Source organism: Burkholderiales bacterium (assembly GCA_036262035.1).
Taxonomy (GTDB): Bacteria; Pseudomonadota; Gammaproteobacteria; order Burkholderiales; family SG8-41; genus JAQGMV01.
In genome coordinates this window covers 62,944-85,707 of record DATAJS010000011.1, presented here as the reverse complement: position 1 = coordinate 85,707, position 22,764 = coordinate 62,944, and the positions used below count along the sequence as shown (strand labels likewise).

The following is a 22,764-nucleotide window of genomic DNA, read 5'->3' as shown; positions in this document are numbered from 1 at the left end:
TCACTCTCCCGGCTCGACGTCGAGACGCACGACGATGCCGTCGAGCTCTTTCGCCGCCGCGGGATAGCGCTTCATCACCAGCGGGTCGTGGCCCGGGACGATATGGCGCTCGCTGCTTGCGAGCCTGCGCATGGTCTCGAAGCCGTCGGCCTGCTCGCCGACGTTGAACAGCGACGAATACGGACGGTTCTTCTCGAAGTTCTCGTAGTAATGGCTGCAATCGGAGGCGAGCACCACCCAGCCGCGCTGTGTGTGCACGCGCACGCACTGGCAGCCCTGGGTGTGTCCGCCGATGCGATGGACGCTGATGCCGGGGGCGATCTCGTCCGCGCCGTCGTGGAACTGCACGCGCTGGTCGTAGACGAGACGCACCATGCCGACGACGTCGTCGACTTCGTAACCATGGCGAAAGCGCCCGTACTTCATGTACTTGCCCGTGGCGTAATCCATCTCGTCTTCCTGCACGTGGAAGCGCGCCTGCGGGAAGTCGGCGTAGGTGCCGACGTGGTCGTAGTGCATGTGACTGATGACGACGTCGGTCACCGTCGCGGCATCGACGCCGATCATCGCGAGGCCGGTGCGCGGCGAGCGGATGTAGTTGCGCTTGCGCTTGGCGGCGATCGCCTCGGTGAAACCGAGATCGACGACGTAGGTGCGCTCGGCGTTGCGGATCGCCCACACGAAGTAATCCATGCCGAGCGGTCCGTCGTGCGGATCGCCGCCCTGGAAAGCGTTGCGCCGCCAGCCGTCGCGCTCGGCGTAGCGCACCGCGAAAACCTCGTACGTGGGCAGCCCTTGCGGCTCCTGCATGGTCCCTCCTCCTCGCGACCGATGTTAGGGCGCGGCCGGTATGCGCTCAATACAACGCGACGCATACTGCTATGATCGGCGTGCATACCGGAGGGGTCGATGTATCTCGAACAGCTCGAAGGCGTCTACGCCATCGCCCGCACGCGCTACAGCATTTCGACCGCGGCGGAGTCGCTCGGCAAGTCGCAATCGGCGCTGTCGCGCCAGGTGAAGGAGCTCGAGCTCGAGCTGGGCGTGCAGATCTTCGTGCGCACGCGCAACAAGGTCGTGGGGCTCACGCTCGACGGCGAGAAAGTGCTCGCGATCGCATTGCGCATGAGGAACGCGGTGAAGGAGCTGCGCGAGATCAGCAGCGGCCGCAGCTTCGAGGCGCCCGGCGAGATCCGCATCGCGACGACACACGTCTACGCGCGGTATCTGCTGCCGTCGGTGATCAAGCGCTTCAGCGAGAAGTTTCCTCAGGTCTCGCTCTCGCTCCAGCAGTCGGACCCGGCGCAGTGCCGCGCGATCATCGCCGCGGGCGACGCCGACATCGGCATCGTCACGAGTGAGAAAGCCTCCGAATCGGTGGTGACGATCCCGATCTACAAGCTTCCGCGCTGCGTGATCGTCCCGCAGGGGCACCCGCTCACCGAGATGAAGAAGCTCACGCTCGCGCAGCTCGCGAAGCATCCGATCATCGCGTATCCGGTGTCGTTCAGCGGGCGCTCGACGCTCATGGAGCAGTTCGAGGCCGCGGGCCTGACGCCGCGCATCGTGTGCAGCGGCACCGACGCCGACGTGTGCAAGTCGTACGTCGAGATCGGGATGGGCGTCGCGGTCATCGCACGCGCGGCGTTCGATGAAAAGCGCGACGCGCGCCTCGTCGCGCTGAAAGCCGATCACCTCTTCCCGTCGGGCGTGCTCACCCTGGTGTGCCGCAAGAACGGCTATCTCACGCCGGCGATCGAAGCCTTCCTCGGCATCCTCGCGCCGCACGTGAAGGTGGGACAGGTGCTGCGCGCGATGAAAGGCGCCGACTTCGATCGCGACGAGCTCACGCGCACCGCGCCGCTCTACGAGTGAGCCCTATTCGCCGCCCTTGATGCCGGTCGCTTTCACGACCGCCGCCCACCTGGCATAGTCGTCGCGCACCACCGCGCCGAACTTCTCCGGCGCGAGCGTGTAGACCTGCGCCGCCACGCTCGTCATGCGGTCGGTCATGTCCTTGCCGCCCGCTGCCTTGACGATGGTCGTATTGAGCTGGCCGACGATCGCGGGCGGGGTGCCCGCGGGCGCGAACACGCCGTTCCACGTCGCCACGACGAGCCCCGGTATGCCGGCCTCGGGCGCGCTCGGGACTTCCGGCAAGGCCGCCACGCGCTTCTCGCTCGTGATCATCAGCGCCTTGAGCTTGCCGGACTTGAGGTGCGTCACCGCCGAAGGGCTGGTCGCGAACATCCCGTCGACGTGGCCGCCCATGACGTCGGTGAGCGCGGGGCCGCCGCCCTTGTACGCCACGTGGTTCACCTTCACCCCGGTGAGATGCTCGAACATGCCGGCGGTGAGATGGTTGACGCTGCCCGTTCCCGCGGAACCGAAGTTGAGCTTTTCCGCGCGCGCCTTCGCGAGCTTCACGAGCTGCTGCGTGGTTCGCGCCGGCAGCGCGGGATGCACGACGAGGACGTTGTGAAAGACGATCACCGGTGTGATCGCCGTGAACTCGCCGATGGGCGGCGTCTTGCCGTAATACGCGGGTCCCATGCACATCGTGTTCGTCGATCCCCACAACAGCGTGTAGCCGTCCGCGGGCGATTTGGCGGCGACGCCGATGCCGATCGCACCGGTGGCGCCGGGCCTGTAATCGAGGATGACCTGCTGCCCGAGGATCTGGGTCATGTCGTGCGCGAGCGGCCGCGCCGCGACGTCGGCGACGCCGCCCGGCGGCACCGGAAGGACGATGCGCAGCGGCTTCGACGGATAGCTCTGCGCCCCCGCATCGGTGAAAAGCAGCGACAACGATGTCGCGATGGCTGCGTAGGCGAACGGCTTCAAGGTCTTCTCCTCGTTTTTGGGCGTGCCGGATATGTTAGCGTTCGTGGCCGCTCGAAAAATCGATGGAGGTTGGATGGCCGACAGCGTGCGCGAGCAAATCGCGCGATTCGTTCACGACATGGACGCGGACGCGCTGCCGCGCGAAGTGATCCACGAAGCGAAGCGCTTCGTGCTCGATACGCTGGCGTGCGCGATCGGCGCGCATGCGAGCGAGCCTGCGGTGATCGTGCGCCGCGTCGCGCGCGAGCTCGGCGGCACGCCCGAAGCGAGCGTGATCGGCGCGCGCTGGAAGACCTCCGCACCGCTCGCGGCGCTGGTGAACGGCACCCTCATCCGCTATCTCGACAGCAACGACTATTACTTCGGCGCCGATTCGGCGCACCCGAGCAGCAACATACCGCCCGCGCTCGCGCTCGTGCAGCGCCTGCGACGCAGCGGACGCGATGCGCTCTCGGCCATCGTCGCGGGTTACGAAGTGCAGATGCGGCTGTGCGACGCGGTGCGGGAGCCCGGCATCTCGGGTCGCGGCTGGCACACCGCGACGCACGTGCAGTTCTCTACAGCGGCACTGGCCGGACGCCTGTTGAGCGACGATCCGCAGGTGACTGCGAACGCGATCGCGCTCGCCGCCAGCCACCTCAACACCCTCGCTCAGGCGCAGCGCGGCGACATCCCGCTCATGAAAGCGACCGCCGAGGCCTTCATCGCCAAAGGCGCCGTGGAGGCTGCTCTCCTCGCCGCGGCGGGACTCACCGGACCTTCGAAAGTCTTCGAAGGCGCGGCGGGCTGGGAGAAAGCGGTCGCCGGCGCCATCGATTACGCGGCGCTCACCGCGCCTCTTCAAGGCGACTACCGCATCACAAAAAGCTGCATCAAGCCCTATCCGGCGGTCGCCGGCGCGATGGCGCCGATACAGGCGGCGATCGATCTTGCGCTCGATCGCTCCCAGCTCGAGAACATCGAGAGCGTGATCGTCACGCTGCCGCGCGTCACCGCGAAGAAAGCGGCGAACGATCCCGCCAAGCTCGCGCCTCGCGACAAGGAGACCGCCGATCACAGCCTCCATTACTGCGTCGCGGTCGCGCTGCTCGACCGCGAGTGCGGCCACGCGCAGTTCAGTGCCGGGCGCATCGCCTCGGCCGACGTCGCGAGCCTGATCCGCAAGATCCGCATCGAGGAAGATGCCGCGCTGACCGCGCTGTATCCCGGCTCGTCGGGCGGCGGCGTGGCGGTGCGCTTGCGCGACGGGCGCGAGGTCACCAAGCTCCACCGATATCCGCCCGGTCATCCGCAGAACCGCGTCGGCGACGCCGACATCGAGCGCAAGCTCTTCGATCTCGCCGACGGCGTGCTCGATCGCGGCGCGTGCCAGCGCGTCATCGAGCACGTGTGGCGCCTCGACCAGGCCGCGACGCTCGACGAGCTTTTCGAGTCACTTGCCTGGAACGACGAATGAACGACACCACCACCACCGGCGCCGCCTTGCGCCTCATCGAGTTCTGCGCATCGACGCCGCCGATTCCGCAATCGATCATCGACCGCGCCAAGGTGTGCCTGCTCGATGCGCTCGGCTGCGGCCTGTTCGGTTCGCAGCAGGATGCGGGCCGCATCATGTCGCACAACGTGCTCGCCGATCGCTCGCAGGGCGAGTGCACGCTGTTCGGCTCCGACGTGACCGTCGCGCCCGCGCAGGCCGCGCTCGCCAACGGTACGACGGTGCACGCATTCGAGATCGACGACCTGCTGTCGGCGGCGATGATCCATCCGGGCACCGTGATCGTGCCGGCGGCGCTCGCCGCGGCGGAGCACGTCGATGCGAGCGCGGAGACGCTGCTGCGCGGCATCGTCATCGGTTACGAGGCGATCGCACGGCTGGGGCTGGCGCTGGGCACCGAGCCCTCGCATCGCGGCTTCCACAAGACGAGCGTCGCCGGGCCGGTCGCAGCGGCGATTGCAGCCGGTGCGGTGATGGGACTGTCGCGGGACGCGTTGGTAAGCGCCGTCGGCCTCGCCTGCTCCACCGCCTCGGGCATCAAGAGCTACGCCGGCGGCAGCGGCGGCGCGATGGTCAAAGGCATCCACGGCGGGCGCTCGGCGGAATCGGGCGTGCGCATGGCGATGCTCGCGCAGGACGGATTCAACGCCCCGCGCGCCGCGATCGACGGCCGTTACGGCTTGCTCGAAGTGTTTTCAGGCAAGAGCGCGCAGCCTGCGCAACTCTGGAGCGGTCTCGGCGAGCGCTGGGCGATCGACGAGACGTGGATCAAGGTCTTCCCGGTGTGCGGCTGGATCCAGGGGCTCATGCAGCTCGTGCTCGACCTCCGCGGGCCCGTGCCGATCCCGCTCGACCGGGTGCGGAAGGTGACCGTCGGTACCAGCGCGTTCGCGGTGAAGAACAACGCCAACCCGCTGCCCGCGGATTCAGGCGAGGCCCAATACAGCATCCCGTACTGCGCGGCGGTCGCGCTCGAAAGCGATCCGAAAGACCCGGCGCAGTTCGAGCGCGCCGCGTTCACCGATGCCGCGCGCCTGGCTTTTGCGCAGCGCGTGGAGGTCACGGTCGACGACGCGAGCGAAGCGGTGTTCCCCAGGCAGTTCGGCACGAAGGTGCGCATCCGGCTCGACGACGGCGAGGTTCGCGAAGCGTCGACCTACGATCCGCACGGCACGCCCGCTGACCCCTGCACGTACCGCGAAGTCGTCGACAAGCTCACGCGGCTCGCGGCATTCGCGCCCGTCGGCGATGCGGCCGCCATCGTGAGGCTCGTCGAGAACATCGACGCGTCGACGCGCACCCGCGCACTGTCGTCGCTCCTGCGCGCGCGGCGTAGCTGAGCGCTACCGCATCAGTCCCGGCACCGGGACGGATTGCATCAAACCGATGAAGTGCTTGGCGTGCGCCGCGAGCGGACGCTCCCTGAGCGTCATCGCGTAGCAGACGATCTCGCCGAAAAGGTGGGTCACCGGCAGCGCGCGCAGGCCCTCGTCGTCCCTGCGGTCGTAGGCGATGCTCATCAGCACCGCGACGCCGAATCCCGCCTCCACGTAGGCCTTCGCGATGTCCGAGTCGATCGCCCGCACGACGATGTTCGGCTCGAGACCGCGCTTTTCGAACTCCTCGCGCACCAGGCGCCCCAGCTTGAATCGCTCGTCGTAGGTGATGATGGGATAGCGCAGCAGGTGATCCAGCGTCAGCCGGCGGCGCAGCGCAAGCAGCGGGTGGCCCGGCCCGGTCACGATGCTGTGGCCGAAGCGGTAGCACGGAGCCAGCGCGATACCGTCGAGCGGCTCGACCGGCTCGGTGGTGACGCCGATGTCGGCCTCGCCGCTGCGCAGGAGCTCGATGATGCGCTCGGTACGCGTCTGCCGCATCTGCAGCGCGACATGCGGGTAGCGCTCCACGAAGCGCTTGAACATCGCGGGCAGGACGTAGCGCGCGTGCGTGTGCGTGCTGGCGATGATGAGCTTCGCGTTCGCCGGGGAAGCCGCTTCGCGCGCGCGGCGCTTCAGGTTCTCTCCCTCCTGCAGCATCTGGCGCATCGTCGGCAGCAGCGCCGTCCCCGCCTCGGTCAGGCCGGTGATGCGCGTGCTGCGCCGCTCGAGCAGCACGACACCGAGCTCGTCCTCGAGCATCCGTATCTGTTTGCTGATGCCCGGCTGCGACGTGTGCAGCGCCGCCGCGGCGCGCGACACGTTCATGCCGCGGTCGACGATCTCGCACACGTAGCGCAGTTGCTGGAGCTTCATCGGAGCATTGATATCGATCGGTTATCAAATGATAACAAAACGTTTCTTCCGGGCCTAAGCCGCGGTTCATACACTCTGCGGGATACGAGTGGCCCCCGAGGAGACGCCATGACCGTCCTGGTGAGCGTGGAAAACCACGTCGCGACCGTGACGCTGAACCGCCCCGAGGCGATGAACGCCATCGACCCGGAGACGCGCGAGGAGCTGATCAGCACCTGGGCGCGCGTGCGCGAGGACGACGACGTGCGCGTGGTGATCGTCACCGGGGCGGGAGAGAAGTCCTTCTGCACCGGCGCCGACCTCAAGAAGACGCTGCCGTCCGACCAGAGCTTCGCCCAGGAGACGTTCTCGCGGCCCAGTCCGGTCTCCCCGGTCGCCCACATGGAAATGGACAAGCCGATCATCGCGGCGGTGAACGGCTACGCGATGGGCGGCGGGATGGAGATCGCGCTCGCGTGCGACATCCGCATCTGCTCCGACAACGCGCAGTTCGCGCTGTCGGAAGCGCGCGTCGGCAGCATCCCCGGCTCGGGCGGCACGCAGCGGCTGCCGCGCGCGATCGGGATGTCGGACGCCATGCTGATGCTGCTGACCGCCGAGCGCATCGACGCGCAGGAAGCGCTGCGCACCGGGCTCGTGAGCAAGGTCGTGCCGCGCGAGCGCCTGATGCCGGCCGCGCTCGAGATCGCCGGCAAGATCGCATCGAACGCGCCGCTTGCGGTGCGCGCGATCAAGCGGCTCGCCAAGCGCGGCCTCGACATGCCGCTCGCCCAGGCGATCGACTCCGAGCGCTACGTGTTCGGCCTCCTCTATCACAGCGAAGACCGCATCGAAGGCCGCAAGGCGTTCGCCGAGAAGCGCAAGCCGCAGTACAAAGGAAGGTAGATGCATCCATTGCGTGACAAGACCGCGATCGTGGGCGTGGGGGCGAGCCCGCAGGGCAAGCTGCCCGGGTCGACCGCCCTCTCGCTCGCCGTCGAAGCGTTCAAGCGCGCGCTCGACGATTCGGGGCTGAAGAAAAACCAGATCGACGGGCTCCTCACCTTCCCGGGCACGACTTCGCCGGAAGAGGGTTACAACTACCTGCGTGTCGGCGAGGCGCTCGGCATCGATCCGCGCTACACCGGCAGCCTCAAGGCGGGCGGCGGCACGTGCGGCGCGCTGCTCCACCAGGCCGCGCTCGCAGTGAACGCGGGCATGGCGAATTACGTCGCGTGCGTGTTCGGCGACGCCGCGGCGACCGGCGGCTCGCGCTTCGACCGCGCCTCGGGCTGGGGCGACTCGCTCGGCATCTGGGGCTTCATGTCGGCGTGCGCGAACAGCGCGATCACCGCGTCGCGGCACATGGCGCTGTACGGCACGACGAGCCGCCAGCTCGGCGAGATCGCGGTCGCGTGCCGCAAGCACGCGTCGATGAACCCGAACGCGGTGATGCGCACGCCGATCACGATCGAGGACCACCAGGCGTCGCGCTGGATCGTGGAGCCGCTGCACCTGCTCGACTGCTGCCTCATCTCCGACGGCGGCGTGTGCTACATCGTCACCACCGCGGAGCGCGCGAAGGACCTGAAGCAGCCGCTCGTGCTGGTCTCCGGCATGGGCCAGGCGTATACGACGCGCAACATGGAACGCGAGGACTGGTGGTACGTGCCGCACCAGAAGCTCGCGATCCGGGACGCCTACGCCATGGCGGGTGTCGGACCGAAAGACATCGACGTCTGCCAGCTCTACGACAACTTCACCAGCAGCGTGCTGCTGTGGTTCGAGCACGGCGGATTCTGCAAGGTCGGCGAGTCGGGTCCCTTCGTCGAAGGCGGGCGCATCCAGCTCGGCGGCGAGCTGCCGATCAACACCGCCGGCGGCAACCTCTCCGAGTCGTACATGGAAGGCTGGCTGCACCTGGTCGAGGGCGTGCGGCAGATGCGCGGCGAATGCGGCGAGCGCCAGGTGAAGGATGCCGAAGTCTGCCTCGTCACCGGGCGCGGGGCCGCGCTCAATACCTCCAACGTGACGATCCTGAGGAAAGGCTGATGAGCGAGTACAGGAAACCGCTGCCGGCGATCACCGACGAGAACCGCCCGTTCTGGGAAGGCTGCAAACAGGGCAGGCTCCAGCTCCAGCAGTGCGGCGGGTGCGGCCACATCCGCTACCCGATCAGCCACGTCTGCCCCGACTGCCTCTCGTACGAGTTCGCATGGAAGCCGCTGTCCGGACGCGGCGTGGTCTTCTCGTACGTCGTGTTCCACCAGCTCTACAACAAGGCGTTCGCAGAAGACATCCCCTACAACGTCGCGCTGGTGCAGCTCGCCGAAGGGCCGCGCATGTACAGCAACATCGTCGGCGTGGACAACGACGCGGTGAAGATCGGGGACCCGGTCGAAGTCGTATTCGACGCGGTCACGCCCGAAGTCTCGATCCCGAAGTTCCGGCCGAGCGCCGTATAGCCCGCAAGGACGAACGATCTTGAACACGCTCTCCATACTGGTACGGTGCCTCGCGGCGAGCCTGCTCGCCGCGACGGCGTATGCCGCCGATCGCTATCCGAGCAAGCCGATCCGGGTGGTCGTCCCGCAGCCGCCCGGCGGATCGACCGACGCGGTCGCGCGTCTCTTCGGGCAGAAGATGGCCGAGACGCTCGGACAGCAGATCGTCATCGACAACCGCGCCGGCAGCGGTGTGGCCAGCATCGGTGTCCAGGCGCTGGTCTCGACCGCCAATCCCGACGGTTATACCCTGCTCGCGGTCACGCCGAGCTTTACCTTCATGCCCGCGCTGGCGAAAGAGGTGCGCGTGCGTACCGAGGATTTCGCGCCGGTCACGCTGCTCTCACACGATCCTTACATGCTGTCGATCTACCCCGGCCTGCCGGTGAAGTCGGTGAAGGATTTCATCGCGCTCGCCAAGTCCAAGCCCGGGTATCTCAACATGGGCTCGGGCAACATCGGCAGCGGCACGCATCTGGTGTCGATGCTCTTCCTCAACGAAGGGCGCATCCGCGAAGACGTCGTCTACGTGCCTTACAAAGGCACCGGCCTTGCGTTCACCGACCTGATGGCAGGCCGTATGCACGCGGGCATCTCGAGCATCGTGAGCGGCGGGCCGCACGTCAAAGCCGGCCGCCTGCGAGCGCTCGGCGTCACCAGCGCGCATCGCTCGCCGACGTGGCCCGACCTGCCGACGATCGCCGAGCAGGGTCTGCCCGGCGTCGAGGCGACGGCGTGGTACGGTCTCGTCGCGCCGGCGAAGACGCCGGCGGCGCTCACGGCCCGGCTGAGCTCGGCCGCGGCGCAGGCTGCGAAGACCCCCGACGTCGCCGACAAGATCAGGGCGCTCGGCGGTGAAGCGGTCGGCAGCACCCCGGCGGAATTCAGGCAGCTCATCGGTCGCGAGAGCCCGCGCTGGCGCGCGCTGATCGAACAGCTCGGGATGGCCGGGAGCCTGCATTGAGCCGGCTTGTCATCGCGAGGAGCGCTGCGACGACGCGATCCCGAGATGCTCGCAAACCGCTATCGTGCGCCACGAGATCGCTTCGTCGCGCTTTCGCGCTCCTCGCGATGACCGTGTGCGCGACATCGGCCGCTTCGGCACAGGGCACGAACGTCTATCCATCGAAGCCGGTCCGCGTCGTCATCGCGCAGCTCGCCGGCGGAACCGCCGACACCGTGCTGCGCATGTACGCGGAGAAGATGGGCGACGCGCTCGGCCAGCGCTTCGTCGTCGACAACCGTGCGGGCTCGGGGCTCGCGAGCATTACCGCGCTCCAGCTCGTCGCGGGCGCCAACCCCGACGGCTACACCCTGCTCCTCGTCGTGCCGAGCTTCACCTTCGCGCCGGCGCTGGTGAAGGACCTGCCGGTGGATGTGGTCCACGATTTCGCGCCCGTGACGCTGCTCAATCGCGATCCGTACCTGGTGACCTCGTATCCCGGCCTGCCCGTGACGTCGGTGAAGGAGCTCGTGGCGCTGGCGAAAGCGAAGCCGGGAATGCTCAACGCCGGCGCGGGCAACATCGGCAGCGGCACCCACCTCGTCACCATGTATTTCCTCACCGCGACCGGCATCCGCACGCAATCGACCTACGTGCCGTACAAATCGATGGGCGGCGCGTTCGTCGACGCGATGGCCGGCCGCCTGCACGTCGCGGTATCGAGCATCGTCTCCGCGTGGCCGCACGCGAAAGCCGGCCGGCTGCGCGCGCTCGCGGTCACGGGGGCCGAGCGCTCCGAAGGTCTGCCCGAGACGCCGACGGTCGCGGAACAAGGCTATGCGGGCTTCGCGGTCTACGCGTGGAACGGCCTGGTCGCGCCGGCACGCACGCCTGCCCGTATCATCGACAGGCTGAATGCGACCGTCGCGCAGGCTGCAAAGACGCCCGAGATTCGCGACAAGCTCAGGGTGCAGGGCAGCCAGGCGACCACGACGACACCGGCCGAATTCCGGCGCCTCATCGCCGACGAGATTCCCCGCTGGCGCAACCTGGTGAAAGAGCTCGGCATCGCGCCGGGCTGAACGATGCAAGGAGTTTCATGAGAAAGATGGCGTGCGCCACGAGATCGCCACGGCGCGTTTGCTCGCGCCTCGCGATGACTCCGCTATTGTCGTTGCGAGGAACGACGTGACGAAGCAATCTCGCGACGCGCGCCGGATGCCGCTCGACGGCGTCCGCGTGGTCTGCTTCGGTATGGGCGGCGCCGCGCCGCTCGCGACGGCCACGCTGGGCGACTTCGGCGCGGAGATCTTCAAGGTCGAGCCGCGCACCGGCGACTGGTCGCGCACCACGCCCGGCCTCGGCACGCGCGAGTTCAACCGCAACAAGAAAGGCATCGCGATCGACCTCAAGCATCCCGACGGCATCGCGCTCGCCAAACTCATGATCGCGACCGCCGACGTGGTGATGGAGAGCTTCCGCCCCGGAGTGATGACACGCCTCGGGCTCGGCTACGAGGCGGTGCGCGAGGTCAATCCGGGCATCGTCTACTGCTCGGTCAGCGCCTATGGACAGACCGGCCCGTGGAAAGACCGGCCCGGCGTGGACGGCATCATCCAGGCGATCTCGGGAATGATGAGCGTGCTCGGCCGCGACGGCGACTCGCCGGCCGACGAGCCGCTCAAGATCTCGTTCCCGGCCGTCGACATGACCGGCGGCATGCTCGCGGTGCAGGGCATCATGATGGCGCTCTACGCGCGCGAGCGGCACGGCGTGGGGCAGCATGTCGACGTGAGCCTGCTCGAAGGCGCCCTCGTGCTCCAGAAGTCGTCGCTCACGCGGTACCTGAGCTCGCGCAAGATTCCCCCGAAGACCGGCAGCCGCGCGCCCTATGCGACACCCAACGAGGCGTATCGCACGAAGGACGGCTACATCATGCTCGCGGCCTACACGACCGACCGCTGGAACGCCTTGTGCCGCGAGGTGCTCGGCATCCCTACGCTCGCGACCGACCCGCGCTTCCAGGAGCGGCCGACGCGGCAGGAGCACCATCGCGCGCTCAAGGAGATCATCGAAGGCGTGCTGAAGGAGCGCACCTCGGCCGAATGGCTCGAGCTGTGCGAACGGCACGACCTCATCTGCGCGCCGATCAACAGCTATCGAGAAGTCGTCGAGCTCGAGCAGATCAAGGCGCGCGAAGCGATCCAGACGATCGCGTTCCCCGACGGACGCACCATGGAGACCGTGGCGCCGGTGCCCAGGCTGAGCGAGACTCCGGGCGCGATACGCTCGCCCTACCCGTCGCAGATCGGCGAGCACACGCGCGAGATCCTCGAAGCGGTGGGCCTGAGCGGCGAGGAGATCGCGCGGCTGCAGGCGGACGGCGTCATCGGAATGCAGTCATGAAAGAGCTCTACTGCGACGTCGTCGTCGTGGGCTTCGGCGCGGCCGGGGCCTGCGCGGCGATCGAGGCGCACGACAGCGGCGCCCACGTCATCCTGCTGGAGAAGCAGGCCGAAGACACTCACTATTCGAGCACGCGCATGAGCGGCGGCGGCTTCCACAGCCCGCGCCGTGACGGCAGCTTCGAAGCGCTGAAGGCTTACGCCAAGGCGATGTTCAGCGGCGAGAACCTGCCGTCCAACCTCGAAGGCGAGCAGCCCGAGCTCTCCGACGAACTCGCGGAGCTCTGGGCGAAGCACGCGCCCGACAACGAGCCTTTCATGCGCAGCCTCGATCCGCAGTTCCGGACGGTGAGCCTGTCGAACGCGGCGTTCCCGGAGTTTCCGGGCGCGGCCGAATCCGGTTACGCGGTGGTAAAGAGCACCTACACCGGCTCCAGCGACGAGGCGGTGTGGAACACGAGCACCCAGAACGCGCCCAAGACGCAGAAGCAGTCGGGTGAAGCGTTTCACGCGTGCCTGCTCACCGGACTGCAGTCGCGCAAGGTCGACATCCACTACGACACACCGGCGCACAGCCTCATCCTCGACGACGAGGGCGCGGTGCTCGGCGTCACGGCAAAGCGCGGCGACGAAAAGATTCGCTACTACGCCCGGCGCGGCGTGGTGCTCACCTGCGGCGGCTACGAATACCACAAGCGCATGCGCAAGGCGTTCCTCGACGGCCCCGGCATCGAAGGCTGGGCGTTCTACGGCTCGCCCGCCAACACCGGCGACGGCCTACGCATGGCGATGAAAGCCGGAGCGGCGCTCGCCAAGATCGGCGGCATCGCGGGGCGCGTGATCTGCGCCATCCCCGAGCGTCGGCACGGCCTCAAGGTGGGGCTCAACACCGCGAGCGTGGGCAAGCCGAACGAGATCGTGGTCGACAACCGCGGCCGGCGCTACGCCGGCGAGCGGCGCATCACGAAAGACCCGAGCCGCTATCACTTCTACAAGGAAGCGCTGCGCTTCGACACCGCCACCCTCACCTATCCCCGCATCCCTTCGTGGATGGTGTTCGACTCGACGCTGATGGAGGCCGGCCCGCTGGTGCGCGTCGGGCGCGCGAAGTACATGGGCATCGAGTGGGGAGACGACAACCGCGCCGCGCTCGACAAAGGCTGGATACTCGAAGGCGCGACGATCGAAGCGCTCGGCGCGAAGATCCGCGCGCATCCCGACAATCGCGGCTACATGGATCCGGCGGCGCTCGCGTACACGGTCCAGACCTACAACGGCTATTGCGCGAGCGGGCACGACGCGGACTTCGAGCGCGAACCGAATACGATGGGGCCCGTCGCCAAGCCGCCGTTCTATGCGATCCCCCTTTATCCCGGCGGCCCCAACACCACGGGCGGCCTGCGCTCGAACGGCCGCCGCGAGGTGCTCGACTGGGACGACCTGCCGATTCCCCGGCTGTATACCGCGGGCGAGATCTCATCGGTTTTCCAGTTCGTATATCAGGGCGGCGGCAACCTCGCCGAAGGCATCACCTTCGGCCGCATCGCGGGAAGGAACGCCGCGGCCGAACGGCCGTGGACCGAAGACCACACTCGGAGCACACCGGCATGACCGATCACGTCCTGATGGAAGACTGCGGCAATTACGCCCGTATCACGCTCGGCCGCGCCGTGCTCGACCGCGCGTCTCAACTCGCGCTCCAGGACCTCCTGAAGCAGTCCGCCGGGCGCTACGCCGCGATCGTGCTCACGGGAGCGAACGCGACCTTCTGCACCGGCATCGCCGACGAAGCGCCCGCCGATCCCGCACTGGCCCGCTTCTCACGCCAGGGTCAAACCTGGGTCGACACCGTCGAGGCGATACGCAAGCATCCGTCGGTCATGATCGCGGCGGTCAACGGCGCGGCGCTCGGCGAAGGCGTCTCGCTCATCAACGCGTGCGACCTCGCGATCGCCGCCGAGGACGCGCAGATCGGGTTGCCGGAGATCGCGCAGGCGCGATACGCCGAGACCGCGGGCCCTTCGACGCAGTTGCGCATCCTGCGCAAGCACGCCTCGTGGATGATCCTCACCGGCAGGCCGGTCGACGGACGCACCGCCGCGCGCTGGGGTCTGGTCAACGTCGCGGTGCCGGCCGATCGCGTGATGGACGAAGTGCACGCGGTCGCCGAGAGCGTCGCCAAGTTCAACCCGGTCACGGTCGACTGGAGCAAGAAAGCGATCGACGATATCCCGTCGCACATCTCCGACTGGACCGCCGCGCTCGAGTACGGGCGCGTCATCACCGCCGTCGTGCAGAACCAGATCGGCAAAGACAAAGTGACGCCTAGCAAGTTCTAGGCGTCATTGCGAGGAACACCGTGACGAAGCAATCTCGTGGCGCACGCAAATAATATGTCCGACGACCTCATCCTCTTCGAAGGGCACGACGGCTATGCGGTCATCACGTTCAACCGGCCGGAGAAGCTCAACGCGCTGAGCACGCCGATGGTGCTCCAGCTCCAGGAGCGTCTAGCCGAATGCCGCGGGAAACACCACGCGATCGTCGTCACCGCGCGCGGCAAGGCGTTCACCGCGGGCGTCGACCTGAAGGAACGCAACGAATGGGTGCGCAAGGGCGCGAAGGTGCGCGGCGACAACGTGCGCAACAAGTGGTACGACACGATGGGCACGATCATCCGCAACCATCCGTCGATCTTCATCGCGGCGGTCAACGGCATCGCCGTCGGCGGCGGCGCCACCCTCGTGAACATCTGCGATCTCGCGATCATGTCGGAAGACGCACGGATCGGCGTGCCGCAGATCAGCTGGGGCATCTATCCGGGCATCGCGGGCGCCTCCCTGCAGGTGCGCGTCCTGCGCAAGCACGCAGCGTGGCCGATACTGACCGCGCGCACGATGAGCGCCGCCGAAGCGGTCGACATCGGGCTGGTGAACATGGCGGTACCCGCCGACCGGCTGCTCGACGAGGCGAAAGCGCTCGCCGCGCATATCGCGCGCTTCGACGGCATCGCGCTCGACTGGTGCAAGAAGGCGCTCGACCAGGTGCCCAGCCAGTTCACCGACTGGTCGGTCGCGCTCGAATACGGCCGCAGCGTGAACAACATCATTCAGGACCAGATCGCGGCGCGCAACGCAGGCGTCGAACCGCGCGAGTAAGCCGCGGTCACGATGCGGACGGGCGACTCCCGACCGCGGCCGTAAAACGCGACGTGGTTCGTCTGCGGCCTCCAAACGAAGGTACCATGTGCCGCTAAGCGGCAGATGATGGAGGAGACATGGATCTCTACGGCGCCTTCGGCGGTATCAAAGTGCTCGCGGTGGCGCGCGTCGTCGCCGCGCCGTTCGCCGCGTACCAGCTCGCCATGCACGGCGCGGACGTCGTGCACGTCGAAAGCCCCGGCGCGGAAGGCGGCGATTCGTCGCGCACGTCGGGCAACCTGCGCACGCCTTTTCACGAGGCGCGCATGGCGCACAACTTTCTCGCCTACAACTCGAACAAGCGCTCGATCGCGCTCGCGATCAACACGCCGGAAGGTCGGGACGTTTTCCTGCGGCTCGCCGCCAAAGCCGACGTCGTCATCGAGAACTTGAAGGGCGGCACGATGGCGCGTTACGGCATCGGCTACGAGGATCTCAAGAAGATCAATCCCGGCATCGTCTTCTGCTCGGTCACCGGCTACGGCCAGACCGGACCGAAGAAGAGCGACCCCGCCATCGACGGCGTGATCCAGGCGGTGAGCGGGATGATGAGCATCACCGGCACGCCCGAGACCGGGCCGCTCAAGACCGGCTCGACCATCGTGGACTACACCACCGGCTATGCCGCCGCGCTCGGTATCGCGATCGCGCTCTTCCAGCGCTCGCGCACCGGACTCGGCCAGGCGATCGACGTGTCGATGCTCGAGACCGCGATGACCATGATGGGCGGCGAAGTGCTGCGCGCGATCACCGCGGGCGAGACGCCGCCGCTCGTCGGCAACGGCTCGGGCAAAGGCGTGTACGTGAGCAACACCTATCGCTGCAAGGAAGGGCACCTCGCGATCGCGTCCGGCTCGGGACCCCGCCGCGAAAAGCTCTGGAAAGCGCTCGATGCGACCGATATTCCGCGCGATCCGCGCTTCTCCAGCGACGAAGCGGTCGCGCAGAACCTGAAGGCGCTGGACGCCGAGATCGAGAAACGGCTGTCCACCCGCACCGCGCACGAATGGGAAGCGATCCTCAACGAAGCCGGCGTGGCGGCGATGGAAGTGCTGCCGCTCGCCCGCGCCGTGCACCACCCGCAGCTCGAAGCGCGCAGCTTCTTCCACAAGTTCGAGGATTCCAAAGCAACGGGCCTGCCGCCGTTCGCCGTGCCGACTGCGCCGTATCGCTTGTCCGCGACCCCGGCGCAAATCCGCTCGATGCCGCCGCGCTACGCGCAGCACACCGACGAAGTATTGAAGGACTACGGATTCACCCAGCAAGAGATCGCAGCACTCCGCGAATCCAATACCATCTGACGGGCCTGACCCCGGCTTCTTCGGGGTCAGACCCCGGTTTTCTCACAGGAGGAGCACCAACATGGCACGCCTCGAAAAGATTACGAGCAAGGAGCAGGTCCCCGCCGAGCATCACGGCGTCTTCGACGCCGTCGTCAAGAGCCGCGGCGGCGTCCACGGCCCGTTCTCGATGCTCATGCACTGCCCGCCGCTGGCGAGACATTTCGTCGACATCGGCGGCTACATCCGCTTCGAAGGCAAGCTCGACCACCGCGTGCGCGTGCTCGCCGCGATGACGGTCGCGCGCGAGTTCGAGGCCATGTACATCTGGGGCGCGCAGACCGGCCAGGCGCGCAAGCAGAAAGTCCCCGAGAGCACGATCACCGCGATCCGCGAGAGGCACTCGAACGGCGTCCCGCCCGAAGACGCGCAGATCATCGACCTCACGCGCGCGCTCATCAACAAGCACCGCATCGACGACGCGACGGCGAAAGCGCTGCTCGACCGCTTCGGCCGCGAGCAGCTCGTCGAGCTCACCGGCACGATCGGCTACTACAGCATGCTCGCGATGACCGCCAACTTCACCGAGCTCGAGCCGGCCGAAGGCGCCGAGGTGCTCAAGCCATGAGCGACTGGACCCAGGTCACGCGGCCGATCCCGGTCCCGAACGAATGGACCCGCCCCTTCTGGGACGCGGCCAAGGAAGGCCGGCTTGCGCTCCAGCGCTGCCAGAGCTGCCGGCAGTTCCAGCACCCGCCGTACGCGACGTGCGTGAACTGCGTGTCGACCGATCTCAAGTTCGAGCCGGTCAGCGGCAAAGGCTCGATCTACGCCTACACCATCATGTACCACACCGGCGACAAGCGCTTCGCGCCGGCGGTGCCTTACGCGAGCATCATCGTCGAGCTCGACGACGCGCCCGGCGCGCTGCTGGCGGGCAACCTCCTCGACGCCGAATACACCGAAGCGAAAGTCGGCAAGCGCGTCGAAGTCACTTTCCAGCGGCTGAACGACGACTTCACGCTGCCGCAATGGAGGCCCGCGCAATGAGCCTCTGGGAAAACCGCTGCAAAATTGCATTGAGCGGCGTCGGCTTCTCCCAGGCGACGCGCTCCGCCGATCGTCCGCTCGCCGCGCACGCCCTCGACGCGGTGAAAGCGGCCGTCGCGGACTCGGGGCTGAAGATGGAAGACATCGACGGCCTGACGACCTATCCCGAGCTTCCCGCCACCGGCCACGCCGAGGTCGACGGCATCAGCATCGTCTCGGTGAACTGCATGATGGCGATGCTCAAGCTTCCGAACCTGTCATGGCACATCCAGGCCGGCTCGGTGAACATCGGCGGCGCGTTCCAGCAGGCGGTCAACGCGCTGCTCGCGGGCGTGTGCAAGTACGCGGTCGTCTGGCGCGCGATGCACAACCCGAAAGGCACGTACCAGAACCTGCCGGGACAGTTCGCACCGGGTGCGCTCCAGTTCACCGCGCCGTACGGCTTCGGCGGTCCCGGCCAGGGCATGGCGGTCGCCTACACGCGCTATCTCGAGAAGAACAACCAGAAGCGCGACAAGATGGTCACGCTCGCGGTCACGCAGCGCAAGCACGGGCTGAAGAACCCGCACTCGTATTTCAAGGTGCCGCTGACGCCCGAGGAATATTTCGAGTCGCGCATGGTCGCGTATCCGTTCTGCCTGTACGACTGCGACATTCCGGTGCAGGGCGCGGTGGCGGTCGTGCTGACCACCGCCGAGCGCGCGCGCGATCTCAAGCCCAAGCCCGCCTATCTCGCCGGCTACGGCGAGCGGCTCAAGTTCGAAGTCGCCGGCCGCATCGGCAGCCTCGCGAATTACATGGAAGGCGGCAGCAGCTCGGCGAAGCTCACGTGGGAGCGCTCGGGATTCACCCCGAAAGACGTCGACGTCGCGCAGATCTACGACGGCTTCTCGGCTTCGGTGCTGTACGGGCTGGAATCGTACGGCTTCTGCAAGGAAGGCGAAGCGCTCGACTTCATCCAGGACGGCCGGATGGAGCTCGACGGCGAGCTGCCGATCAACACCTTCGGCGGCTCCTTGAGCACCGGGCGCATCCACGGCCTGTGGCACATCATCGAAGGCGCGCTGCAGGCGTCGGGACGCGCGGGCGAGCGGCAGGTGAAGGACGTCAAAGTGTCCTTCGTCGGCGCCAGCGCCCCGATCGTCACCGGCACGACATTCATCTTCGTCAACGAACCTTACTGACGGTCATCGCGAGGCACTCAGGTGCCGACGCGATCCCGTGGCGGACCGAAAGGAAAACGATGGCCTGGAAATTCGAGCTGCTGCTCAAACCCGAGACCGAGCTCAACATCACCGAAGGCCCGGTGTGGGACGGCGAGTGCATCCTGTTCACGCAGATCCGCTGGAACCGCATCCTGCGCTACGACCTCGGCACCGACGCGATCACCGAGTGGCGCACCGGCACCAACCGCACCAACGGCCTCTGTTACGACGAGAATGGCCGCCTCTTCGGCTGCTGCTCGGGCGGACGGTCGATCGTGCGCTTCGATCCCAACGGCGAGAACGTCGTGGTCGCCGATCGCCTCGACGGCAAGAAGCTCTCGACGCCGAACGACCTCGCGATCGATCGCAAGGGCCGCATCTGGTTCACCAACCCGGTGAACGAAGGCAACTGGGACAAGACCGAGGTCGAGGAGCTCGACCATCGCTCGGTGCTGCGCGCCGATCCTTCACCCGACGGCGGCAAGTACAAGGTCACGCGCGTGACGTTCGACACCACGCAGCCGAACGGCATCCTGATCTCGGCGGACCAGAAGACGCTGTACGTCGCCGAGAGCGGCTCGGCGCGCGGCATCCCGCGCCAGCTGCGTGCGTATCCGATCAAGGAAGACGGCAGCCTCGGTCCCTACGAAGCGCTCTTCACCTGGGGCGAGGACGCCAAAGGCGTGCACCGCGGCATCGACGGCATGTGCCTGGACGCCGAAGGCAACATCATCGCGACCGCGGGTTACTACGTCGCGGGCTCGGGCCCGATGCTCTACGTCTTCTCGCCTTCGGGCCGCGTGCTCGAGACGCATCCCGTGCCCGCCCCCCGCCCCACCAACGTCTGCTTCGGCGGCCGCGACATGACCACGGTGTTCGTCACCAGCACCAACGGCCACTTCTTCAGGGCGCAGACCGACCGCGTGGGCTGGGCCATGTACCCTTAGGCAAAATCCGGGTCAGAGTCACATTACGTCGGGGTAATCTGGCTCTGATCCCGTTTATGGCCCCATGTTCAGCGCGCGCGGGCGCGCGCAGCGGACCGGGGACCCGGCGTGGTCGCCGGCCTTGTCCGAGCGCGACCTGTATCCGTGACGCCCCCGCACGCGCGGCGTATATTGGCTTCCCCGAACCTCTGCAAAGAGGGCGGCCGGAAAGGAAGGTCGCAGTGATGACGAGGAGGAAGCCATGCTCCGAATCGTTCGCGCGTCCCTCGCCGCACTACTCTGCTCGCTGACGGCCGGCACCCTCCTCGCCGGCGCCTATCCCGAACGTCCGATCCGTCTCATCGTGCCGTTCGCGCCCGGCGGAGGCAGCGACATCAACGCCCGCATCATCGCCGAGCCGATCGGGGCGTCGCTCGGGCAGACCCTCGTGATCGACAACCGGCCCGGCGCCGGCAGCGCGCTCGGCTCCGCGCTCGCGGCGAAAGCCGCGCCCGACGGTTACACGCTGCTGCTCGGCACGATCAGCCTCACGATCAATCCCTCGGTGTACAAGGAGCTGCCGTTCGACGCGCAGCGCGATCTCATCCCGATCACGCGCGTATCCGACCAGCCGAGCATCCTCGTCTCGCTGCCGTTGCTGCCGCCGAAGAACCTGAACGAGCTGCTCGCGTTCGTGCGCGCGCAGCCCGGCAAGTTCACGTTCGGCAGCGCAGGCGTCGGCACCGGGTCGCATCTCGCCACGACGCTGCTGACGCAGAAGACCCACACGCGGATGCTGCACGTGCCGTTCAAGGGCACGGGGCCGGCGCTCACCGCGCTGCTCTCCGGAGAGATCACGGTGTACATGTCGACCTTCGCCTCGGCGCTGCCGCACGTGAAAGCAGGCCGGCTGCGCGCGTACGGCGTGACCACGTTGACGCGCGCCGAGCTGCTGCCCGACGTGCCGACGATCGCCGAAGAAGGCGTCGCGGATTTCGAGTATGCCGCGTGGTACGGCCTCTTCGCGCCGACCGGGACGCCGCACCCGGTCGTCGGCAAGGTCCATGCGGCGGCCGTCAAAGCGCTCAAGTCGCCGCAGGTGTTGCAGCTCTACAAGGCGCAGGGACTGCACGCCACGCCGACGACGTCCGAAGCGTTCAAGCAATACTTCGCTGCGGAAAGAGCGAAGTGGGCCGCGGTGGTGCGAGAGGCGAAGATCGCGCAGCAGTGACTACATCTCGGCCGCCGAGCGGCGATAGAGGTGCGCGGCCACCTGGACCAGCACCGCCGACGCCACCCAGGTGTGCCGGTCGTCGCCCTTGCCGGTGAGGGCGATCGGCACGCGCGCCCCGAGCACGATCCCCGCCGACAGCGCGTCGGCGAGATATTCGAGCTGCTTGGCGATCATGTTGCCGGCTTCGAGATCGGGCGCGACGAGAATGTCGGCCTGACCCGCCACCGCCGAGCGGATGCCGATGTTCGCGGCGGCTTTCAGCGACACCGCGTCGTCGAACGTCAGCGGACCTTCGAGAATGCCGCCGGTGATCTGGCCGCGCTCGGCCATCTTGCACAGCGTCGCCGCTTCGATCGTCGCGGACATCTTGGGATTGATCGTATCGACCGCGGCGAGCAGCGCCACCTTGGGCGCGGGTATGCCGAGCGCTCGCGCGAAATCGATCGCGTTCTGGCAGATGTCGCGCTTCTCGGATAAGCCCGGCGCGATGTTGATCATCGAGTCGGTGATGAAGAGGGGCTTGGGGTAGGTCGGCACGTCCATCGTGTAGACGTGGCTCATGCGGCGATCGGTGCGCAGCCCCCGGTCGGCCGAGACGACCTGCCCGATCATCGCCTCGGTCGAGATGCCGCACTTCATGATCGCTTCGGCCCGGCCTTCGCGCGCGAGACCGATCGCCTCTTCGACCGCTACGCGCGGCGTGGCGGCCGGCACGATGGGAAAACCGGAGATGTCGACACCGCCCGCTTCGGCCGCCTCGCGGATCACGCGCTCGTTGCCGACGAGCGTGGGCGCGATGGCGCCCTCCTGCGCCGCGGCCGCGATGCTCGCCAGCGAATCGGCGTCCGCCGGATAGACGATCGCGGTGTCGACGGCGGCGTAGTTGCGCACCCGCACCCGGCCCATGACTTCACGGAAGCGCTCGTTGCGGTCGTCGAAGCGCACGCCGGGCAGATCGACGCGCGGCCGGCGCACCTTCTCCTGCGGCGCGATCACGTCGGCGCTCCCGGTGACCACGACTTCGCCGTCCTGGTTCACGCACTCGGTGTCGAGCACCAGCCGGCCCTTCTCGCCCTTCTCCTTCGCGGTCACCTTGATGGTGATGGTGTCGCCCACTTTCACCGGGCGGCGAAAGCGCAGGTTCTGTCCGAGATAGATGGTGCCGGGGCCGGGAAATTCGGTGCCGAGCACCGTCGAGATCAGCGCGCCGCTCCACATGCCGTGGCCGATCACCTCGCGAAAACGGCTGCTCATCGCATAGTCGGGATCGACGTGCGCGGGATTGATGTCGCCGGACATGACCGCGAAGAGCTTGATGTCCTGCTCGGTGAGCGTGCGCACCAGGGTCGCGGTATCGCCGACCTTGATCTCGTCGAAGGTGCGGTTCTCGATGTGCTCCATGCCGATCCTTTCGCACTCTGAATATGTGACTTCGACCGCCTCACCG

General features: G+C 67.4%; 22 protein-coding genes. 18 read left to right on the top strand and 4 right to left on the bottom strand.

Annotated features, from left to right (window positions below; all coding sequences use genetic code 11):
* Window positions 1-810, bottom strand: a complete 810-nt coding sequence (locus VHP37_14230; protein HEX2827504.1) for an N-acyl homoserine lactonase family protein — start codon at window positions 808-810, stop codon at window positions 1-3.
* Between the two features lie 99 nt (window positions 811-909).
* On the opposite strand from VHP37_14230, the gene VHP37_14225 reads away from it, so the two are divergent.
* Window positions 910-1,875, top strand: a complete 966-nt coding sequence (locus VHP37_14225) for a LysR substrate-binding domain-containing protein (GenBank protein HEX2827503.1) — start codon at window positions 910-912, stop codon at window positions 1,873-1,875.
* 3 nt (window positions 1,876-1,878) lie between these two features.
* Here the strand turns inward: VHP37_14225 and VHP37_14220 are convergent, their stop codons facing one another.
* Complete coding sequence (locus VHP37_14220) at window positions 1,879-2,844, bottom strand: tripartite tricarboxylate transporter substrate-binding protein (GenBank protein HEX2827502.1); 966 nt, start codon at window positions 2,842-2,844, stop codon at window positions 1,879-1,881.
* A gap of 73 nt (window positions 2,845-2,917) precedes the next feature.
* On the opposite strand from VHP37_14220, the gene VHP37_14215 reads away from it, so the two are divergent.
* Window positions 2,918-4,300 carry an MmgE/PrpD family protein gene (locus VHP37_14215; protein HEX2827501.1) on the top strand — a complete coding sequence of 461 codons (1,383 nt, stop codon included), beginning with the start codon at window positions 2,918-2,920 and terminating at the stop codon, window positions 4,298-4,300.
* The gene (locus VHP37_14210; GenBank protein HEX2827500.1) at window positions 4,297-5,679 is read left to right on the top strand and encodes an MmgE/PrpD family protein; all 1,383 of its coding nucleotides are present in this window, start codon (window positions 4,297-4,299) and stop codon (window positions 5,677-5,679) included. Before VHP37_14215 ends, VHP37_14210 begins: the two co-directional genes overlap by 4 nt.
* Before the next feature lie 3 nt (window positions 5,680-5,682).
* Here VHP37_14210 and VHP37_14205 read toward each other — a convergent pair whose 3' ends face one another.
* Window positions 5,683-6,591 (bottom strand): LysR substrate-binding domain-containing protein, encoded by a 909-nt coding sequence (locus tag VHP37_14205; GenBank protein ID HEX2827499.1) that lies wholly within the window; start codon window positions 6,589-6,591, stop codon window positions 5,683-5,685.
* A 108-nt stretch (window positions 6,592-6,699) separates the two neighbouring features.
* Here VHP37_14205 and VHP37_14200 point away from each other — a divergent pair, with 108 nt between their 5' ends.
* The 15 genes from VHP37_14200 to VHP37_14130 all read left to right on the top strand — a co-directional run bounded on the left by VHP37_14200 (window position 6,700) and on the right by VHP37_14130 (window position 21,314).
* Window positions 6,700-7,476 (top strand): enoyl-CoA hydratase-related protein, encoded by a 777-nt coding sequence (locus VHP37_14200; GenBank protein HEX2827498.1) that lies wholly within the window; start codon window positions 6,700-6,702, stop codon window positions 7,474-7,476.
* Window positions 7,477-8,622 (top strand): thiolase family protein, encoded by a 1,146-nt coding sequence (locus VHP37_14195; protein ID HEX2827497.1) that lies wholly within the window; start codon window positions 7,477-7,479, stop codon window positions 8,620-8,622.
* On the top strand, window positions 8,622-9,035 hold the full coding sequence (locus VHP37_14190; GenBank protein HEX2827496.1) for a Zn-ribbon domain-containing OB-fold protein: 414 nt from the start codon (window positions 8,622-8,624) through the stop codon (window positions 9,033-9,035). The genes VHP37_14195 and VHP37_14190 overlap by 1 nt, the downstream gene beginning before the upstream one ends.
* Window positions 9,036-9,054: 19 nt before the next feature.
* On the top strand, window positions 9,055-10,038 hold the full coding sequence (locus VHP37_14185; protein HEX2827495.1) for a tripartite tricarboxylate transporter substrate binding protein: 984 nt from the start codon (window positions 9,055-9,057) through the stop codon (window positions 10,036-10,038).
* Window positions 10,039-10,151: 113 nt separating this feature from the next.
* A complete protein-coding gene (locus tag VHP37_14180) occupies window positions 10,152-11,099 on the top strand; it encodes a tripartite tricarboxylate transporter substrate-binding protein (GenBank protein ID HEX2827494.1) in 948 nt (315 codons plus the stop codon).
* Window positions 11,100-11,205: 106 nt separating this feature from the next.
* On the top strand, window positions 11,206-12,423 hold the full coding sequence (locus tag VHP37_14175; GenBank protein ID HEX2827493.1) for a CoA transferase: 1,218 nt from the start codon (window positions 11,206-11,208) through the stop codon (window positions 12,421-12,423).
* Window positions 12,420-14,033 (top strand): FAD-dependent oxidoreductase, encoded by a 1,614-nt coding sequence (locus VHP37_14170; GenBank protein HEX2827492.1) that lies wholly within the window; start codon window positions 12,420-12,422, stop codon window positions 14,031-14,033. The genes VHP37_14175 and VHP37_14170 overlap by 4 nt, the downstream gene beginning before the upstream one ends.
* On the top strand, window positions 14,030-14,761 hold the full coding sequence (locus VHP37_14165) for an enoyl-CoA hydratase/isomerase family protein (protein HEX2827491.1): 732 nt from the start codon (window positions 14,030-14,032) through the stop codon (window positions 14,759-14,761). The genes VHP37_14170 and VHP37_14165 overlap by 4 nt, the downstream gene beginning before the upstream one ends.
* A 54-nt stretch (window positions 14,762-14,815) precedes the next feature.
* Window positions 14,816-15,580 carry an enoyl-CoA hydratase/isomerase family protein gene (locus tag VHP37_14160; protein HEX2827490.1) on the top strand — a complete coding sequence of 255 codons (765 nt, stop codon included), beginning with the start codon at window positions 14,816-14,818 and terminating at the stop codon, window positions 15,578-15,580.
* Window positions 15,581-15,699: 119 nt separating this feature from the next.
* On the top strand, window positions 15,700-16,923 hold the full coding sequence (locus VHP37_14155) for a CoA transferase (GenBank protein ID HEX2827489.1): 1,224 nt from the start codon (window positions 15,700-15,702) through the stop codon (window positions 16,921-16,923).
* Window positions 16,924-16,984: 61 nt separating this feature from the next.
* Complete coding sequence (locus VHP37_14150; GenBank protein ID HEX2827488.1) at window positions 16,985-17,530, top strand: hypothetical protein; 546 nt, start codon at window positions 16,985-16,987, stop codon at window positions 17,528-17,530.
* The gene (locus VHP37_14145) at window positions 17,527-17,952 is read left to right on the top strand and encodes an OB-fold domain-containing protein (protein HEX2827487.1); all 426 of its coding nucleotides are present in this window, start codon (window positions 17,527-17,529) and stop codon (window positions 17,950-17,952) included. Before VHP37_14150 ends, VHP37_14145 begins: the two co-directional genes overlap by 4 nt.
* A complete protein-coding gene (locus VHP37_14140; protein HEX2827486.1) occupies window positions 17,949-19,136 on the top strand; it encodes a thiolase family protein in 1,188 nt (395 codons plus the stop codon). The genes VHP37_14145 and VHP37_14140 overlap by 4 nt, the downstream gene beginning before the upstream one ends.
* A 59-nt stretch (window positions 19,137-19,195) precedes the next feature.
* Window positions 19,196-20,104: an SMP-30/gluconolactonase/LRE family protein gene (locus VHP37_14135; GenBank protein ID HEX2827485.1), complete on the top strand. Its 909-nt coding sequence runs from the start codon at window positions 19,196-19,198 to the stop codon at window positions 20,102-20,104.
* Between the two features lie 241 nt (window positions 20,105-20,345).
* Window positions 20,346-21,314, top strand: a complete 969-nt coding sequence (locus VHP37_14130; protein ID HEX2827484.1) for a tripartite tricarboxylate transporter substrate binding protein — start codon at window positions 20,346-20,348, stop codon at window positions 21,312-21,314.
* On the opposite strand, the gene VHP37_14125 is transcribed toward VHP37_14130, so the two are convergent.
* On the bottom strand, window positions 21,315-22,718 hold the full coding sequence (locus tag VHP37_14125) for a bifunctional enoyl-CoA hydratase/phosphate acetyltransferase (protein HEX2827483.1): 1,404 nt from the start codon (window positions 22,716-22,718) through the stop codon (window positions 21,315-21,317).
* Between the last annotated feature and the right edge of the window lie 46 nt (window positions 22,719-22,764).

Bases quoted from the DNA above. Each gene is read 5' to 3' on its own strand.
- VHP37_14130 (HEX2827484.1), top strand. From the start codon at position 20,346: ATGCTCCGAATCGTTCGCGCGTCCCTCGCCGCACTACTCTGCTCGCTG.
- VHP37_14230 (HEX2827504.1), bottom strand. From the start codon at position 810: ATGCAGGAGCCGCAAGGGCTGCCCACGTACGAGGTTTTCGCGGTGCGC.
- VHP37_14140 (HEX2827486.1), top strand. From the start codon at position 17,949: ATGAGCCTCTGGGAAAACCGCTGCAAAATTGCATTGAGCGGCGTCGGC.
- VHP37_14170 (HEX2827492.1), top strand. From the start codon at position 12,420: ATGAAAGAGCTCTACTGCGACGTCGTCGTCGTGGGCTTCGGCGCGGCC.
- VHP37_14210 (HEX2827500.1), top strand. From the start codon at position 4,297: ATGAACGACACCACCACCACCGGCGCCGCCTTGCGCCTCATCGAGTTC.
- VHP37_14155 (HEX2827489.1), top strand. From the start codon at position 15,700: ATGGATCTCTACGGCGCCTTCGGCGGTATCAAAGTGCTCGCGGTGGCG.
- VHP37_14200 (HEX2827498.1), top strand. From the start codon at position 6,700: ATGACCGTCCTGGTGAGCGTGGAAAACCACGTCGCGACCGTGACGCTG.
- VHP37_14135 (HEX2827485.1), top strand. From the start codon at position 19,196: ATGGCCTGGAAATTCGAGCTGCTGCTCAAACCCGAGACCGAGCTCAAC.
- VHP37_14195 (HEX2827497.1), top strand. From the start codon at position 7,477: ATGCATCCATTGCGTGACAAGACCGCGATCGTGGGCGTGGGGGCGAGC.
- VHP37_14150 (HEX2827488.1), top strand. From the start codon at position 16,985: ATGGCACGCCTCGAAAAGATTACGAGCAAGGAGCAGGTCCCCGCCGAG.
- VHP37_14215 (HEX2827501.1), top strand. From the start codon at position 2,918: ATGGCCGACAGCGTGCGCGAGCAAATCGCGCGATTCGTTCACGACATG.
- VHP37_14205 (HEX2827499.1), bottom strand. From the start codon at position 6,591: ATGAAGCTCCAGCAACTGCGCTACGTGTGCGAGATCGTCGACCGCGGC.
- VHP37_14125 (HEX2827483.1), bottom strand. From the start codon at position 22,718: ATGGAGCACATCGAGAACCGCACCTTCGACGAGATCAAGGTCGGCGAT.
- VHP37_14160 (HEX2827490.1), top strand. From the start codon at position 14,816: ATGTCCGACGACCTCATCCTCTTCGAAGGGCACGACGGCTATGCGGTC.
- VHP37_14190 (HEX2827496.1), top strand. From the start codon at position 8,622: ATGAGCGAGTACAGGAAACCGCTGCCGGCGATCACCGACGAGAACCGC.
- VHP37_14145 (HEX2827487.1), top strand. From the start codon at position 17,527: ATGAGCGACTGGACCCAGGTCACGCGGCCGATCCCGGTCCCGAACGAA.
- VHP37_14225 (HEX2827503.1), top strand. From the start codon at position 910: ATGTATCTCGAACAGCTCGAAGGCGTCTACGCCATCGCCCGCACGCGC.
- VHP37_14165 (HEX2827491.1), top strand. From the start codon at position 14,030: ATGACCGATCACGTCCTGATGGAAGACTGCGGCAATTACGCCCGTATC.